The sequence below is a fragment of the Bacillus solimangrovi genome (assembly GCF_001742425.1).
Taxonomy (GTDB): domain Bacteria; phylum Bacillota; class Bacilli; order Bacillales; family Bacillaceae_N; genus Bacillus_AV; species Bacillus_AV solimangrovi.
The window spans coordinates 64,201-79,633 of sequence record NZ_MJEH01000044.1 but is presented as its reverse complement, the minus strand read 5'-3'; the positions used below and the strand labels follow the sequence as shown (position 1 = coordinate 79,633).

The following is a 15,433-nucleotide window of genomic DNA, read 5'->3' as shown; positions in this document are numbered from 1 at the left end:
CTAAACTGGAGGGATCGCATTGCGTTTTGCTAGTGTCTTCACTTGTTTAGTAGAATATAATTTAAAACGACGAATAACGTCTGTCCTAAGCTCATCAAAACCGATGATGTCATCAATAATTAATTCTGACGCAAGCTTATGAATGTTAATATTTTTTGCATATTCAGTCCGCTTTTTATTTATAAATTCCTGTCTTTCATGTTCAGGTAATTCCTGAATTTTATTAAAATACACAGCATTTACAGCAGCTTGTGGACCCATTACTGCAATCGAACCACTAGGCAGAGACAATACTGCGTCTGTTCCAAATGCAGGACCTGCCATTGCATATAAACCTGCTCCATAGCACTTCCTCACAATGACACATATTTTCGGTACTGTTGCTTCTGATAATGCAGAGATCATCTTCGCCCCATGACGAATAATCCCACCCTGTTCTACCTTTGTTCCAATCATATATCCAGGTACATCTGATAAAAACAAAAGAGGTATACTATAAGCACTACAAATTTTAATAAATCTTGCCGCTTTATCTGGCGAATCAATAAACAATGTACCACCTTTAACCTTTGGTTGATTGGCAATAATACCTGTTACCTTACCTTCTATTCTGCAAAAACCAGTGATTAATTCAGGCGCAAATAATTTTTTATATTCAAACCAACTATCTTCATCAATCACTTGGTCAATAAGTTCGTACATATCAAATGGTTTGTTTTCGTTTTGTGGAATTATTTCTTCTATGTTTCTTCCAACAACAGGTTCTCGATTTTCCATTCCCAAAGGTTTTTCTGACCAATTTTGAGGCATATATTCAAGGTATTTTTGACAAGCTTCAATGGCTTCTTCCTCTGATTGAACGAGTACATCTCCTAGGCCACTTTTCATACAGTGCATCATCGCTCCACCCATTTCGTCCATCGTTGTTTTCTCACCTATGGCCATCTCAACCATTCTCGGTGAACCAAGATAAGCTGATGCATTCTTATCAACCATAATGACTAAGTCAGAAAAAGCAGGTACATACGCTGAACCAGCAGGAGAAGGACCAAAAAGAATACAAATTTGCGGAACTGTTCCCGACATTTGAACTTCATTGAAAAAAATCTTTCCACCTTGTCGCTTTCCTGGGAATACTTGAAGCTGTTCAGTTATACGTGCACCCGCCGAATCAATTAAATATAAGATCGGAACTTGTAATTCAATTGCCTTCTCTTGTATTCGTATATTTTTCTCTACTGATTTCGGTCCCCACGAACCAGCCTTAACTGTTGAATCAGCCGCAAGAAAGCAGACAACTCTTCCATTAATCTCTCCCATTCCAGTAATACAAGCATCTGCTGGTAATTCATGATCTTCCGAATTACTGAATAACCCATCTTCAACAATTGAACCTGAATCAAATAACTTCTCTAAACGTTTACGAACGAACATCTTACCTTTGCTTTGATTATGTTGATGATATTTTCCCTTTCCTCCTTTCACAATTCTTTCTTTTTCTTCTAAGTAGAAATTCATATCATCTCTCAACACATCTCCTCCTTACACTCGTTCATTCATTAATCATGATTACACAACAGTATAGCTGTACTGTCATTCCGTATGATAGCCATGTCTACACTCACTTTTATTGCAATAACTGTGCCAATATGACTGGCACACTAAAAAAACAATTTTTTAGCAATTACCAAAGCCTTTTCCCTAATTTATAGTTAAAGTCATATATCAAGATGATCCTTAAAATAGTGATAAAAAGTAGACAATTGCATACATTTCAAAACAACTGTCTACTTTTCGATACAACTTTATTGTAGATTGAACTAAAAAGGGAGAGGAGTGAATGATCATGAATGTTCGGCAATTCACTACGACCAATTACATTAATCTTTCACCACATGCTACGATTCGGAGCGTTCTTAAAACATTTATTGATCACAAGCAAGATATTGGTTGTGTAACAAAAAAGAAAAAACTGTTAGGAATCGTAACGAAATACTCAATCTATCGCGCATTATTAAATAACTGCTCTCTTGATTTTGAAATTGAACAAATCATGAAAAAAGATGTCATTACACTTCGCGTAACAGACAACTTATATAAGGCAAAAGATATTTTAACTGAGACAAACGTTAGTAATGCAGTCGTATTAGAAGAAAACAACGATGTATACGGAGTGATGACTAAAACTGATGTAATAAGGAGTTTCAATACTGGTAGTAAAAATGTTGAAAGTCGATTACGCACACTCATCGAAAACCTTCAAGATGCTGTCATTTCAGTTGATGAGCAGTTTCACATCACTGCATATAATCATGCAGCATTTGAATTATTTGAACTAAACACAGAAAAATTCATTAATAAACATATCGCTAACATCTATCCTTCTTTATATCAAGGGCTGAATCATTCAATCACTACTGGAGAAATTATTGAATTACAAGAAATCTCAATTGGTAGCTTCACTCTCATCGCCTCTTTTATCCCACTCAAAGAATTTGACATCATCTCTGGTGCTATGGTGGTATTACGTGATATTACATCATTTGAAAAAATTTCAAGTGAATTGGAATCAACGAAACAATTAGAGCAATTGTTAGACAGTGCCCTTGAGCTTGCATATGATGGAGTTGTTATTGTTGATAATGAAGGAACAATTACTAGAGCCAATCAAGGATTTGCTCAATTGTTTGATTACAAACAACCAGAAAAAATCTTTGGTCAATCACTTGAATTGATTGCCCCTGAAATATCCCAACAACATGATGGAGAAATTGAAGGAAAGCTTCTCCAGATAAACAATCAACCATGCATCTATACACAACGACCTATTCACCGAGACGATAATAAACTTGGTATGATTATTAAAATTATTTTCAAGCAACTAGATGTTTGGAAAGATTTATTTCATCATATGGAACAGCTTGAAAATGAAATTACATTTGTACAAGGAGAAATTCGTAGATTAACAAATAATAACCAACCGCTTTTCAAAACATTAACGGTATCACCACAAATGGAACATATTAAAGAAGAGGCTTATATTGCATCTAAATCTTCTCTATCTATTTTAATCACTGGTGAAAGTGGTACTGGAAAAGGTGTTTTAGCTGAAGATATTCATAACGCTTCTGAAAGAAATGGTGCTTTCATCAAAGTAAACTGCGCGGCTATTCCCCACGAATTATTAGAGTCCGAGTTTTTCGGGTATGTTGATGGGGCATTTACGGGGGCTAAAAGAGGGGGCAAACCTGGTAAATTTGAATTAGCCAATAATGGAACGTTGTTTCTTGATGAAATCGGAGATATGCCAATGGCTCTTCAAGCAAAGCTATTAAATGTACTGCAAGAAGGAGAATTTGAACGAGTCGGTGATACAAAAACGAGCAAAGTAGATGTACGTGTTCTCGCTGCTACAAATAAAAATTTAAAAAAACTTGTCGCTGAAAAAACATTCCGAGAGGATCTCTATTATCGTTTACATGTCATCCATATACACCTCCCACCATTATCAAAACGAAAAGATGATATCCCTATCCTTTGTCATCATTTCATTAAGAAAATTAACGAACGGACTAACAAAAATATCATCGGATTAACACCGAACACACTAAAAATTTTGAATAAGTTGAATTGGGAGGGAAACATTCGACAGTTAGAAAACTTAATGGAGCGTGCGATCCACTACTGCAATTCTACTTGGATTGAACCACAACATCTACCACTAGATGTGATAAATAACACACTAAACTTTGAGAACGATAATAAACTTTCAATTCAGCCTTCCACCGATAACGAAGAAACTGCAAATATACTTAACCGTAAAAAGCTTCTCGATTCAACAGATAAAAATACAATTATTGATGCACTTACAAAATCACAAGGCAATCGTACGAAGGCAGCCAAATTATTAGGAATAAGCCGTGCCACACTGTATAAAAAAATAAACAAATACAAGATTACAGAAACGTCAAACTTTACAACTTCATGAAAGCATAGATAAAACATTATACCACCTCCATTTATAATTGATAGCTAATTATTGTAAGAACGATCACTAATAAGGGCTGTTAGTAACCCTTCATTAACGAAGGAATTCTAACAGCCCTTTTCCGTCTATCATATTTCTTATTTTCGGTTTTCTTTCTCCTTTAAATAACGTAATTGATAAAAACGCTGAGCAAAATCTGTCACTTGCCTAGATAGCTGATAATTCATGCCTGCTCCAACCCCTATTCCTAATAATGGAATACCTTGGATTAATTTCTTACGTAAAGTAAGAATAAGTAATGCCTTAAAAAGCTGTCTAAGTGGTTGATCGAACCATGTTTCGTCAGTTAACCTTTCATCCCCAGTATAGAAATAATGTTCATCATCAAACTGCTCTAATTCATCTTTCAACTTCTCCCAACCTGCTCCTCGAAGTCGTTTTGGTAGCGCAGCCATATGAAACACTTTAAATGACATCATCATTTCAAATGGATTACTTACTTCATATCCATACGACATTGCAATTGTTTGAACTGAACGTAGATTCAACATTGCCATTAAAGGGAGATCAGCTCCAAGCGTAAGAATACCTCCACTACCAGTGATTCCCCCCTGTGCAAATGATAGAAGGCGTTGTTTAGCAATTCTCTGTTCAGCAAGATAAATAATTTGCGGTAAAGATAACTCCTTTAAATCATCTATTACCTTTATATCTTCATTGAAAAGTCTTGCTTCTGTTATGAGGTGGTTACGCTCTTCAATTTGAAATTGTGTATTTCGAATTATGGCATGCATATGGAATAACCATGAGTCTAGTTTTTCAAAAAGACGATTTTTAATTGATTCATCAATATTATTAAACGCTGTCATTATCCATTTGTCATATGTCCGTTCAAAATCTGTCGATTCATATTGCGATAATTGCTCTTCCCACACTGATAATTCTTCCAACACTTGCTGCTCTGTTTTCGTCCACTGCACCTATTAACACCTCCAGCTTAGGCTCTTTATCTATATTTTATCTTTTTTCCCCTTACTTTCCAAATTAAAAATGAAGTTATAGACCGCGAAAACCACTGTGCGTAGTTAATAGCTCAGTGGTTTTATTTATTTATATTTTTTATTTAACAATGGAAACTCTTAAGCATCATATATTATAAAACTTTAAGAATAGGTACATCTTTACGTTCCACTAATTCATTTTCAATTTGTCTCAACGACTTCCCATTCGTTTCAATCCCTTTTTCTTCTGCTAATTTTAGTGTATCTTTGTAATCTTCGACAGTATAGTAGGGATCATCGATTTCAAATGTTCCTTTTTTACGTAGCTCCATTATTTCTGACAATATTTGCTCTGCTGTATTGTCATCGAAATCGATTCCTAATTTATTTGCTTCACGATATAGACCAATCAATGCCCTGCCTTCTTCTATTTCTTTTTGTATTTCTTGTTCAGTATTTCCATCTGCGTCTACGTTAAAGGCGGTTAAAGTTCTTTCACGAAGTTCTTCTTCCGTTACGCCTCCATAAGCTTTAATACTAAAACCACGTATTCCAAGTAAACGGAAATAATCATCCTTACTTACTTCATTGCCTTCTGAATCAAAAATCCCACCTTTATCATCAAATTTTATTACTTTAACATCATTTGATGAGTTTCTTAAGCTGTCATTATCATTCATAGTAAGTGAAGACTCTTTAGAAATTTGAATTGCTTTATTGCTTAATTGACTGGAGGTGTCTTTATCATTTGCTGAAACGAAACCAGCGGTACTACCTATTGCGATTATTGAAACTAGTGCAGTCGTTATGATGAGTTTTTTCATAGTTAGTACTCCTTGTCATATGTTATAGGTTGGTTTGAATAATCTTCTGTTATTCTTTTTTTAGTTGTTTATTAGAGATATACCCTTATTTTCTCAAATGTTTGTAGCTCTCCTTTAATGTTAATTCACCTTAATTGTGTACTTTCATCACCTTTCAATTTATTATAATGTTCGTTTCTTAATATTCTCAGCTAATAATTATGAAGAATTCCTTAAGAAAAAAGAAAGAACTATTAACATCGGACGAATATATAATGTTGTCTTTGTAACTGAGTATACTATCCATTCCAAATACCATAAAAAAATAACCTTTTTCTATGTCATTTTGAAATAACATGAAAAAGGTTATTTTAAATTAGCTATTATTACATCATCACTGATGTTAAGAAGAAAACAAACATAATCCTATTATTGAGACATTTCTACAGTATCACGTGCAATCATAACTTCTTCATTCGTTGGTATTACAATAACCTTAACTGGCGAATGTGGATAACTGATAAATGCTTCTTTACCACGTAATCCTTCATTTAGAGAAGGATCCCAATACACACCCATGAACTCAAGACCTTGTAATACACGAGCACGAACAACATCACTATTTTCACCAACTCCAGCAGTGAAGATAATTGCATCTACACCACTCATACGAGCTGCATAAGAACCTATATATTTATGAATTCGATTACCGAACACTTCAAGTGCTAATGAGGCACGATCATTTCCTTCTTCTGCTTGAGATTCAATATCTCGTAAATCGCTAGAGAAACCTGATACAGCTAACATACCACTTTCTTTATTAAGCACATTTAACACTTCAGAAGCTGTTTTGTTCGTTTTATCCATAATAAATGGAATTAATGCTGGATCAATATTTCCGGAACGAGTTCCCATTGTAACACCTGCAAGTGGTGTGAAACCCATAGAAGTATCAATGGACTTTCCACCTTCAATTGCAGCAATACTTGCACCATTTCCTAAGTGACAAGATAGTAAACGCAAATGTTCTAAAGGTCGTCCAAGTAGTTCTGCTGCTCGTTGAGAAACATACTTATGCGACGTACCATGGAAACCATATTTACGGATACCATACTCTTTATAATATTGATATGGCAAGCTATATAAATAAGAACTTTCTGGCATTGTTTGATGGAAGGCCGTATCAAACACCGCTACGTGTGGCACATTAGGTAAAATCTCTTTAAATGAACGGATCCCAACTAAATTTGCAGGATTATGAAGTGGTGCAAGGCTTGAAAGTTCATCAATTGATTGCTCAACCTCTTCAGTGATTACAACAGAACGGTCAAATTTCTCTCCACCATGTACAACACGGTGACCCACACCGTCAATCTCATCAAATGAATTAATAATACCATTAGTAATTAATTTATCTAAAAGCATCTTAACTGCTACAGCATGATCAGGAATATCCGTTACATCCTTTTGCTTCTCTCCATCAACCTCAATACTAAAAACTGCATTTTCAAGACCGATACGCTCAACTAGCCCTTTAGTTAAAACATCTTCATTAGGCATATTAAATAATTGGAATTTCAATGATGAACTACCAGCGTTAATCGCTAAAATCTTCGTCATCGTATACCCCTCCTTGTGTATTAGTCGTTTAGAACCCTTAGTTATATAACAGATATATATATAATAATAAAAGTTAATAATGACATATTTTTAATGAAATTCTCTGTATTATTATCTTTTTAAAAAATAGTAATACAGATGAATAACACCCTCTCTATTTAACCATTCCAATTACTCTATTTCAAGCATAAATCACTTTGATAACGCTTTCGTGTTAAATTTATAATTTTCAGAATTACAGTAAATTCCCATAATTTCCTAAATAAATACCACACAAAAAACACACATATTTGAAAAGGAAAAGTAACTTCATTAAATTAACTTTCCCTATATGTGTGTGAATATTGTATGATTTATTTACGTGTCGAACCGATAAAAATTGTGAGACAAACTCTCAGTTTGGATACAAACTAATTATCACTAGTAAGCAGAAATTCTCACTATAAGATAGATTTACTTTATTTGTCCATGGAACCATTGTTCAATTTGTTTCATAATACTTTGCATCGCCATACGATTTGAAAAACTTGGCATTTCCGCCAACATTGCTTGTTTAGGTATTTTTACTTCTTCACCTTTTTTACGAATGATAAAAATACTCTTTGCATAATGTTCATTTTTAAACATTGTAAGTGGTAATTGTAATAACCCATAAATGACAGCATGTTTTTTTAGAAAAACATGCAATTGTTGCGCTTGCTCACTTTCGAATAGTGTATTAGGAACTAAAAATATTCCATAACCACCTTCTTTCATGTAATACAAGCTTTGTTCAATAAAAAGGTGATGTGCATATGAATGCCCTTCTAAAGCTTTCAACTCATATCTAGATGCTCCAACATCATCAGGATAAAAACCAATAGGTAGATCACTTACAACAACATCTACTGGATCAACCAATATAGGTTGTAAAGCATCTTGCATAAATAATTCGATCGGCTGTTGTTGTAAATTTGCATTTACATAGGCAATCTTCATCAATGTTTCATCGATCTCAACACCAGATGCAGAGATTGGTTTATTTAATTGATTTAACACAGCGGTCATAAGATTACTTGTTCCAACTGCGGGATCGAGTATAGAAATTGAGCTTTGTTCTTCTGTAAACTTATTCACAAGATAACCAATAAACAAAGAAACAGCATCTGGTGTCATTAGATGATTAGGTTGTGTTCCCTCTTTCATCCCCTTTAACACAGCAAGTTGAAATGCTTTACGAATGGTCTCTTTTTCATACTTCTCTAGCTTAATACTCTGGTATTGCTTCTCTAATCGCTTTGCAACAATTTCAGAAACATCTTGTAATATTGTCTGTTGAAACATATTCTCACCAGTTTCGGCTAATGCTTCTAAAAATGAAATATCTAATTCTGTTTGCAACGTATTTGCGGTTTCAGAAAACACCTCAAATAATTGCTCCATATTACGAAACTCTGCCATTAATAATTCCTCCTGCACACTCATTCCTTAGAAGAGTTTATCAGAAAACTACCTAAAGTGAAACTTACAACAATCGGAGTCATAGCATCAGTTGATTCGTGATAAAAAATTAGAACCTCGGTAGAAACACCAAGGTTCGAAGCTAGAAACATTATTGAGCTGCTTTTGCTGCTGAAAGAGCACTATCATAATCAGGATGATTCGTTGCTTCACTAACGTACTCTACATATGTAACCTTATCATTACTATCAATAACAAATACAGCACGAGCTAGAAGACGAAGTTCTTTAATTGCAACACCGTATGCTTCTCCAAATGACAGATCTCTGTGATCAGAAAGTGTTTGTACACTCTCAATCCCGTTTGATCCGCACCAACGCTTTTGAGCAAATGGAAGGTCAACACTAATTGTTAATACTTTTACATTATCAAGCTGGTCAGCAGCTTCATTGAATTTTCTTGTTTGTGCATCACATACACCTGTGTCAATTGAAGGGATTACACTAATTAAACGAACACTATCCTTTGAATCTGTTAATGTTACCTCAGATAAATCATTTGCAAGCACTTTAAAATCAGGTGCATGATCACCTACTTGTACTTCATTTCCAAGAAGAGTTACTGGGTTTTCCTTAAACGTTACATTTGCCATTTTATTGCCCCCTTAAATAAAATTTCTTACGTCCTTGTTTTTCACATTCTCATTAACTAATAAATTGACATTAACATGATCAATTTTCCACTACAATTACATTAGTAATATTAAATAATTCGAGAGAGAATTTCAACTATTCTCTCTATTATATCAAACAGTTTCAATCATTTTCTGATTTGAAGTCAAAACGTTTTTTTAATCACGAGAAGCACTACATCAACTACTTGCTAATGTAATTTTCATTTTGGAATAGTTAACATTAGTAGGCACATGATAAAACCGCCAAGATTTTAAATTGGCGGCTCATTTTGATCATCTTTTGGTTGCTTAACCTCTGTTTTTTGTTGTTCATTTTGCTGTTTATCTTTGTTACCATTTAGCATACTTTGGATTTTCTCGACCACTTGCGGTGCCAGATCAATTATTTTATCATATAAATGCGCAGTATCATTTAGAGGTACCATCTTAACTCCTGACTTTGAGACAATAAGGAAAGCAATTGGTGTAATTGATACTCCTCCACCACTTCCTCCACCAAATGGGTGAGAGGATCCGGAACTATACTGACTATGACTTTCTCCTTTAAATTCACTTCCACCTGCTGCAAAACCAAAGCCTACTTTAGAAACACTCAAAATGACACTACCATCAGGAGTTTCAACTGGATCACCAATAATTGTATTAACATCAATCATTTCTTTCAAGTTTTCCATTGCCGTAGTCATTAAACCTTGAATCGGATGCTCTGACATGTTGCTCTCCTCCTCTAACCGAACTTTTCCAATTTTTCATGATACGAATAGCTGCGCCTATAGCATGCCACACACGAAATGAAATGATACATGTTAATTCGGTTCTTGAGAAATTTTCTTGAAAATGTGGTGTAATTTGTAATATTGGTTTTACCTCTAGTTTTGTAAATTCACCTAAACAACCAACTATGAACCCTTTTAACGACCATAATCCACCTAAAAAAAAGCCTGTACTTGCTGCATCTCCAGAACCAAAAGCAGAATTCCATTCAAACTTAATAATTGACACTCGTGAAAAGAACCGTTTTATTATTGTATGTAAATTTGTAATCCGTTGAAGAAAATCTCTTATTTTCTCTATTTCCATTTTAATATCTTCTAACGTAATTTTTCGTTCTGTCTCATCAGTCGTTTCAGCTTCATTTCCTACCTTTCGTTCCTTTTCAATTATTAATGATGGAGAATTATTATCTGCCTTCATTAATGGTATTTCGTTTGTATAGGAAATAACCTTTAAAGCTTTAACCGTGATCCTTATGAAATCATCGTCTTGTGCATGTAACAAATACAACGTAATTGTAATCTTTGTACAAAGGAAAATGATTATAAGAATGCAGATTATAAGTGCTGTCCATGCCCACCACATTATGCACACCCCTTCTTCATCCATCATTTCCCCAACAATGAAAAATAAACCTATCTGCTAATATTGATAGGTTTATTCCGGAAATTATTCAACTAAATGTACGCATACATAGCATATTCTTCATAGTAGGAATTTGAAATCAGAATGTACTCATCCTATAATTTTCCCCTGTTAATTCTCCAACCCACTTCATCTTTTTACTTTCTCTCATGAATTACGAATGTATCTGCGATCTTATCATGCCAGCCTTGTTTTTTTCCTGAAAAAGCAATCCATATAAATCCAATAAACCAGACCGTCTTTGAAATAAATTTACCAACGACTTCTCGGAAAATAACGGTCAACCATGAAGGTGAATTACCATCTTTATCAATAACTTTTAAACCAACTATCATTTTTCCAAGCGTTTGTTGGTACCATTTTGTCATCAAAACAAGATAAGTATAACCAACTATCGCTGTTACAATTGCAATAACAGAAAAATCACTAACTTCCTCAACAGACCATCCACCTAACTTAAAAATCGGATAAACTATTAAACGATGTATACTACTAATCACAATTAAATCTATTCCATACGCCAATAATCTAATCCAAAAACCAGCATACCAAATATTTCTCATGTTCTTTAGATCTTCAGTCACAGGGGCTTGCTGTTCATTCATTTCATCCATAGTTATATCCATTTCAAATCCCCCTTTATTTAGTATACAAATACATCAATCGAGGAGCATTCGGTTGAGTAAACAACTGTAATAGTTCAAGATCAGTATTTTGTCGTATTATTTTATTAGCTGAAACAGAAAAAAGAGACCCAAAACTAAAGTCATCAGTATATTGTACTACTTTAACATCACCAAGCTCTTCGTCATTTTTCATAGCATCAACAACGTCATCAAAATAACCGTACTGATCAATTAAGTTAAGCTCTAACGCTTGTCTACCATCATAAATTCGACCATCAGCAATTTCTCTAACTTCCTGTTTGGTCAGATCTCTTCCTTCTGCAATGACATTAACAAAACCTTGATACGAATTATTAACCATTGATTGTAAAATTTCTCTCTCTTGCTCACTCATTTCACGATATGGTGATAAAAGATCTTTATATTGACCACTCTTAACCGTCTGAATTTCAACACCTAGTTTTTCAGCTAATTCACTATAGTTCATCCCTTGCATAATTACGCCTAAAGAACCTGTTAACGTTTCTGCACTAGCAAAAATTTTATCAGCTGGAGTCGCGATATAGTATCCACCAGATGCTGCAATTGAACCCATTGATACGTAAAGTGGCTTATTATGCTCCTCCTTAAACGTTGTCAGCTTATGATGAATTTCTGCGCTTTCTGCAACACCTCCACCTGGTGAATTAACCCGAAGGATAACCCCTTTAACCGAATCATCCTCACCTGCTTTTTCAATCATTTTCAGAAATTGACGATGGTTATACTGAGGTGAGGTGAACATCGATTCAACATCACCTGAATCTACTATCGCTCCATTTACATCTAATACGACAATTTTACCTAAATTAGTTCCATTTTTAATAATCTTCTCTGAGAAATTCGTTTCTTCTGATGTAAATAAATTATTATCTAATCCCCTAATTTGATCTGTTGTTTGAGAAGTAAACACTCCTGCAACAGTAGACATTAAAAACAAGATAATTGCTGCACCTAAAGCCAACCACCTTTTTTTACTCACTTTTAACAACTCCTTTCAATTCCAATATTACTACGATATAAGGGACAAAGTTGTTTCATATATAGAGATAAAAAAACAATTCTTTACGTTTTTGAAGCGATTACAGATTTTCTACGCAAATTTTGATACACTAATGTCAATAATTCTAATGTTATTGTAGCTTACAACTTAAGGAGGATTTTCATGCCAGATCGTAAGAATATATTCTTTTATTATGAAAAACATAAATATAATAGCAAAGTAGATGTACTTAAAAAGTTAGCGACAGAACAAGATTTTATAGTTGTTGAAAAATCAACAGATGCAAATATTATCGCAAGCATTGGTGGTGATAATACATTTTTACAAGCAGTAAGAAAGACTGGATTCAGACAAGACTGTTTATATGCAGGAATTTCTGTCAATAACAAAAATTACTTTTATTGTGATTTTGATATTAGTGATACAGATAAATTAATTGAAACAATGAAGAATGAGCAATTCGAAATTCGTCGATATCCTACTATCAACGTTACAATTGATAATGAAACTTCATTCCATTGTTTAAATGAACTAAGTGTCCGCTCTTCCATTATTAAAACGTTTGTACTTGAGGTTCATATCGATGATTTACACTTTGAAACCTTTAGAGGTGATGGATTAATTGTATCTACACCTACTGGAAGTACAGCATATAATAAATCAGTAAATGGTTCAGTTGTTGATCCGATGCTACCAAGTATTCAAGTAAGCGAACTTGCTTCATTAAATAATAATCGCTATCGAACACTTGGGTCTTCATTTATTTTAAGTGGAAAACGCAAGTTAACATTAGAAATCCTTCAAGATGGCAATGATTATCCTGTTATCGGTTTAGACAATGAAGCGCTAAGTATTCAAAACGTTAAACGTATAGATATTGAATTAAATGATACGATTATTAAAACGATTAAACTTAAGGATAATTCGTTTTGGCATAAAGTGCAGCGTACATTCTTATAGAGGGAGATTCATAACTACGAACACCGTACGTCTAAACAGACAGTACGGTGTTTCCATAACATCAATAGCTGAGTTAGGTAACTTTGTTAGATAACTCTTCGCGACGATACATTATTGTCCCATCAACAACTGTTAGCTCAACTTTTGTTTCAAGAATTTCTTCATGTTTAATCTGAAATAAATCTTTATTCAACACAGTAAAATCAGCATCAAAGCCTACTTCAATTTTGCCTCGTTGTTCTTCTAAACCAATTGCATAAGCACTTCCAGCTGTAAACAGTTGAATCGCCTCAAACATCGTTAAACATTGTTCTTGACCATAAGTAAGCTCTGGTCTTTCAGGATGAGCACGAGTGACTGCTGCAAAAATACCTAATAATGGGTTAACCTCTTCAATAGGAGCGTCCGAACCCCCAGCACAGTGAATGCCCTCCTTAAGTAATGTCTTCCACGCGTATGAGTAAGTCATTCTCTCTTTACCTAACCTTTCTACAACCCATGGAAAATCAGATGAGGTGAACGTTGGTTGAATATCAAATATGACAGGAAGTAACTTCACTCTATCAATTAGATCTTTTCTCATAATTTGTCCGTGTATAAGACGATCTCGTCCACCAGCTACTGGAGGAAACTTTTCCATTGCTTCAATCGTATATTGTGCAGCAAGATCACCAATTGCATGAACAGCAACATTCATCTTATACTGACGAGCTTGTTTGAACAATTCATGCAACGCTTCTACGGAATGAATTGAAAGGCCAGACGTTTCAGGTGCATCACTATATGGTTCACTTAATAAAGCTGTACGACCTCCCAACGCTCCATCTGAGAAAATCTTCATTGCCCCAAACTCAATGAATTCATTTTGCATACTACGAATATCATTAGCTGCTCGATAATCATCAACTACACTATGGTGCACGAGTAAATGTGCTCTAAATTTAATATTTTCCCCATCTATAACGTCAATAAAGCTTTGTGCAGTTCTACGAAATCCTCCATAATAGCTTAAGTCCTCAGTGTGTCCACCAGTTAATCCTAACCTATGCAAATCCTTAACTGACACGGTTAAAGCACGTTTTAATTCCTGGATACTTATCGGTGGTATCACATTTTTAACAAGTTCTTGCGCTTGATCCAACAGATACCCTGTTGCTTCACCTAACTCATCTCTAACAATTGCTCCACCATTTGGATCAGCTGTTTCTCTCGTTATACCTGCAATCTCTAATGCCCTTGAATTAGCTATTAGAGCATGCCTACACACTCTCTTTAAGATCATCGGGTTATTTGGTGCTATTTCATCCAACTCTGTACGATGAAAAATTTTTCGGTCTGGAAGAGAATTTTCATTCCATCCCTCTCCAATTATCCATTCTCCTTCTTTAGCATGGGACACCTTCTCCATTATCGCTTTTTTCATTTTCTGTGAAGTTCGATATTCTGATAAATCTAATCTTAATAGCTTCTCACCATGCCCAATCAAATGCATGTGACTATCAACAAACCCTGGATAAAGCACATGATTGTTCAAATCAACTTTTTGTATATAATCATTTTCGAATCTTTTTTCTAACTCAGAGACAGTACCAATAGCTTTTATTACTCCGCCATCTACATAAATAGCTTCTACTATTTCTCCTTCATTACGCATTGTATAAATTGTTCCATTATGCCATAATGTCCCCATTTTATCTCTCCTAGTTTTTATTTATATAGAACAGCATATAAACTCTAATTTAAGTAGCTCAACCGTATCACAACTTAATATTTTGTTCAAAATAAGTCTATTATTTATTTAATCATGCATCACTTGTATAATAAACTCAACTTCATGAGA

General features: G+C 34.4%; 13 protein-coding genes. 2 read left to right on the top strand and 11 right to left on the bottom strand.

Annotated features, from left to right (window positions below; all coding sequences use genetic code 11):
- Window positions 1-1,518, bottom strand: coding sequence for an acyl-CoA carboxylase subunit beta (locus BFG57_RS13980; RefSeq protein ID WP_069718203.1), 1,518 nt, complete (start codon window positions 1,516-1,518; stop codon window positions 1-3).
- Window positions 1,519-1,846: 328 nt separating this feature from the next.
- Between BFG57_RS13980 and BFG57_RS13975 the strand changes: the two genes are divergently transcribed.
- Entirely contained in the window at window positions 1,847-3,988 is a 2,142-nt protein-coding gene (locus BFG57_RS13975) for a sigma-54-dependent Fis family transcriptional regulator (protein WP_069718110.1), read from the top strand.
- A 137-nt stretch (window positions 3,989-4,125) separates the two neighbouring features.
- Here BFG57_RS13975 and BFG57_RS13970 read toward each other — a convergent pair whose 3' ends face one another.
- The 9 genes from BFG57_RS13970 to sppA form a co-directional block, all read right to left on the bottom strand.
- Window positions 4,126-4,968, bottom strand: a complete 843-nt coding sequence (locus BFG57_RS13970) for an EcsC family protein (RefSeq protein ID WP_069718109.1) — start codon at window positions 4,966-4,968, stop codon at window positions 4,126-4,128.
- A gap of 173 nt (window positions 4,969-5,141) precedes the next feature.
- Window positions 5,142-5,813: a hypothetical protein gene (locus BFG57_RS13965; protein WP_069718108.1), complete on the bottom strand. Its 672-nt coding sequence runs from the start codon at window positions 5,811-5,813 to the stop codon at window positions 5,142-5,144.
- A gap of 408 nt (window positions 5,814-6,221) precedes the next feature.
- A complete protein-coding gene (locus tag BFG57_RS13960; RefSeq protein WP_069718107.1) occupies window positions 6,222-7,412 on the bottom strand; it encodes an acetate kinase in 1,191 nt (396 codons plus the stop codon).
- Window positions 7,413-7,865: 453 nt separating this feature from the next.
- Window positions 7,866-8,852 carry a class I SAM-dependent methyltransferase gene (locus BFG57_RS13955; protein ID WP_069718106.1) on the bottom strand — a complete coding sequence of 329 codons (987 nt, stop codon included), beginning with the start codon at window positions 8,850-8,852 and terminating at the stop codon, window positions 7,866-7,868.
- Window positions 8,853-9,003: 151 nt separating this feature from the next.
- Window positions 9,004-9,504: a thiol peroxidase gene (gene tpx, locus BFG57_RS13950; protein WP_069718105.1), complete on the bottom strand. Its 501-nt coding sequence runs from the start codon at window positions 9,502-9,504 to the stop codon at window positions 9,004-9,006.
- A gap of 293 nt (window positions 9,505-9,797) precedes the next feature.
- Window positions 9,798-10,259 (bottom strand): GerW family sporulation protein, encoded by a 462-nt coding sequence (gene ytfJ / locus BFG57_RS13945; RefSeq protein ID WP_069718104.1) that lies wholly within the window; start codon window positions 10,257-10,259, stop codon window positions 9,798-9,800.
- The gene (locus BFG57_RS13940; RefSeq protein ID WP_069718103.1) at window positions 10,195-10,905 is read right to left on the bottom strand and encodes a DUF2953 domain-containing protein; all 711 of its coding nucleotides are present in this window, start codon (window positions 10,903-10,905) and stop codon (window positions 10,195-10,197) included. Before BFG57_RS13940 ends, ytfJ begins: the two co-directional genes overlap by 65 nt.
- 197 nt (window positions 10,906-11,102) lie before the next feature.
- Complete coding sequence (locus BFG57_RS13935) at window positions 11,103-11,591, bottom strand: RDD family protein (protein ID WP_245676770.1); 489 nt, start codon at window positions 11,589-11,591, stop codon at window positions 11,103-11,105.
- Window positions 11,592-11,604: 13 nt separating this feature from the next.
- Entirely contained in the window at window positions 11,605-12,612 is a 1,008-nt protein-coding gene (gene sppA, locus BFG57_RS13930) for a signal peptide peptidase SppA (protein ID WP_069718102.1), read from the bottom strand.
- Window positions 12,613-12,795: 183 nt separating this feature from the next.
- Between sppA and BFG57_RS13925 the strand changes: the two genes are divergently transcribed.
- Window positions 12,796-13,593: an NAD kinase gene (locus BFG57_RS13925; protein ID WP_069718101.1), complete on the top strand. Its 798-nt coding sequence runs from the start codon at window positions 12,796-12,798 to the stop codon at window positions 13,591-13,593.
- Window positions 13,594-13,666: 73 nt separating this feature from the next.
- Here the strand turns inward: BFG57_RS13925 and BFG57_RS13920 are convergent, their stop codons facing one another.
- Window positions 13,667-15,283, bottom strand: a complete 1,617-nt coding sequence (locus BFG57_RS13920) for an amidohydrolase (protein WP_069718100.1) — start codon at window positions 15,281-15,283, stop codon at window positions 13,667-13,669.
- Window positions 15,284-15,433 lie beyond the last annotated feature (150 nt).

What these genes read in the sequence shown, in the direction of transcription:
- BFG57_RS13980 (WP_069718203.1), bottom strand. Translation starts at nt 1,518, where the DNA reads ATGAATTTCTACTTAGAAGAAAAAGAAAGAATTGTGAAAGGAGGAAAG.
- BFG57_RS13975 (WP_069718110.1), top strand. Translation starts at nt 1,847, where the DNA reads ATGAATGTTCGGCAATTCACTACGACCAATTACATTAATCTTTCACCA.
- BFG57_RS13965 (WP_069718108.1), bottom strand. Translation starts at nt 5,813, where the DNA reads ATGAAAAAACTCATCATAACGACTGCACTAGTTTCAATAATCGCAATA.
- BFG57_RS13960 (WP_069718107.1), bottom strand. Translation starts at nt 7,412, where the DNA reads ATGACGAAGATTTTAGCGATTAACGCTGGTAGTTCATCATTGAAATTC.
- BFG57_RS13955 (WP_069718106.1), bottom strand. Translation starts at nt 8,852, where the DNA reads ATGGCAGAGTTTCGTAATATGGAGCAATTATTTGAGGTGTTTTCTGAA.
- tpx (WP_069718105.1), bottom strand. Translation starts at nt 9,504, where the DNA reads ATGGCAAATGTAACGTTTAAGGAAAACCCAGTAACTCTTCTTGGAAAT.
- ytfJ (WP_069718104.1), bottom strand. Translation starts at nt 10,259, where the DNA reads ATGTCAGAGCATCCGATTCAAGGTTTAATGACTACGGCAATGGAAAAC.
- BFG57_RS13940 (WP_069718103.1), bottom strand. Translation starts at nt 10,905, where the DNA reads ATGTGGTGGGCATGGACAGCACTTATAATCTGCATTCTTATAATCATT.
- BFG57_RS13935 (WP_245676770.1), bottom strand. Translation starts at nt 11,591, where the DNA reads ATGGATATAACTATGGATGAAATGAATGAACAGCAAGCCCCTGTGACT.
- BFG57_RS13925 (WP_069718101.1), top strand. Translation starts at nt 12,796, where the DNA reads ATGCCAGATCGTAAGAATATATTCTTTTATTATGAAAAACATAAATAT.
- BFG57_RS13920 (WP_069718100.1), bottom strand. Translation starts at nt 15,283, where the DNA reads ATGGGGACATTATGGCATAATGGAACAATTTATACAATGCGTAATGAA.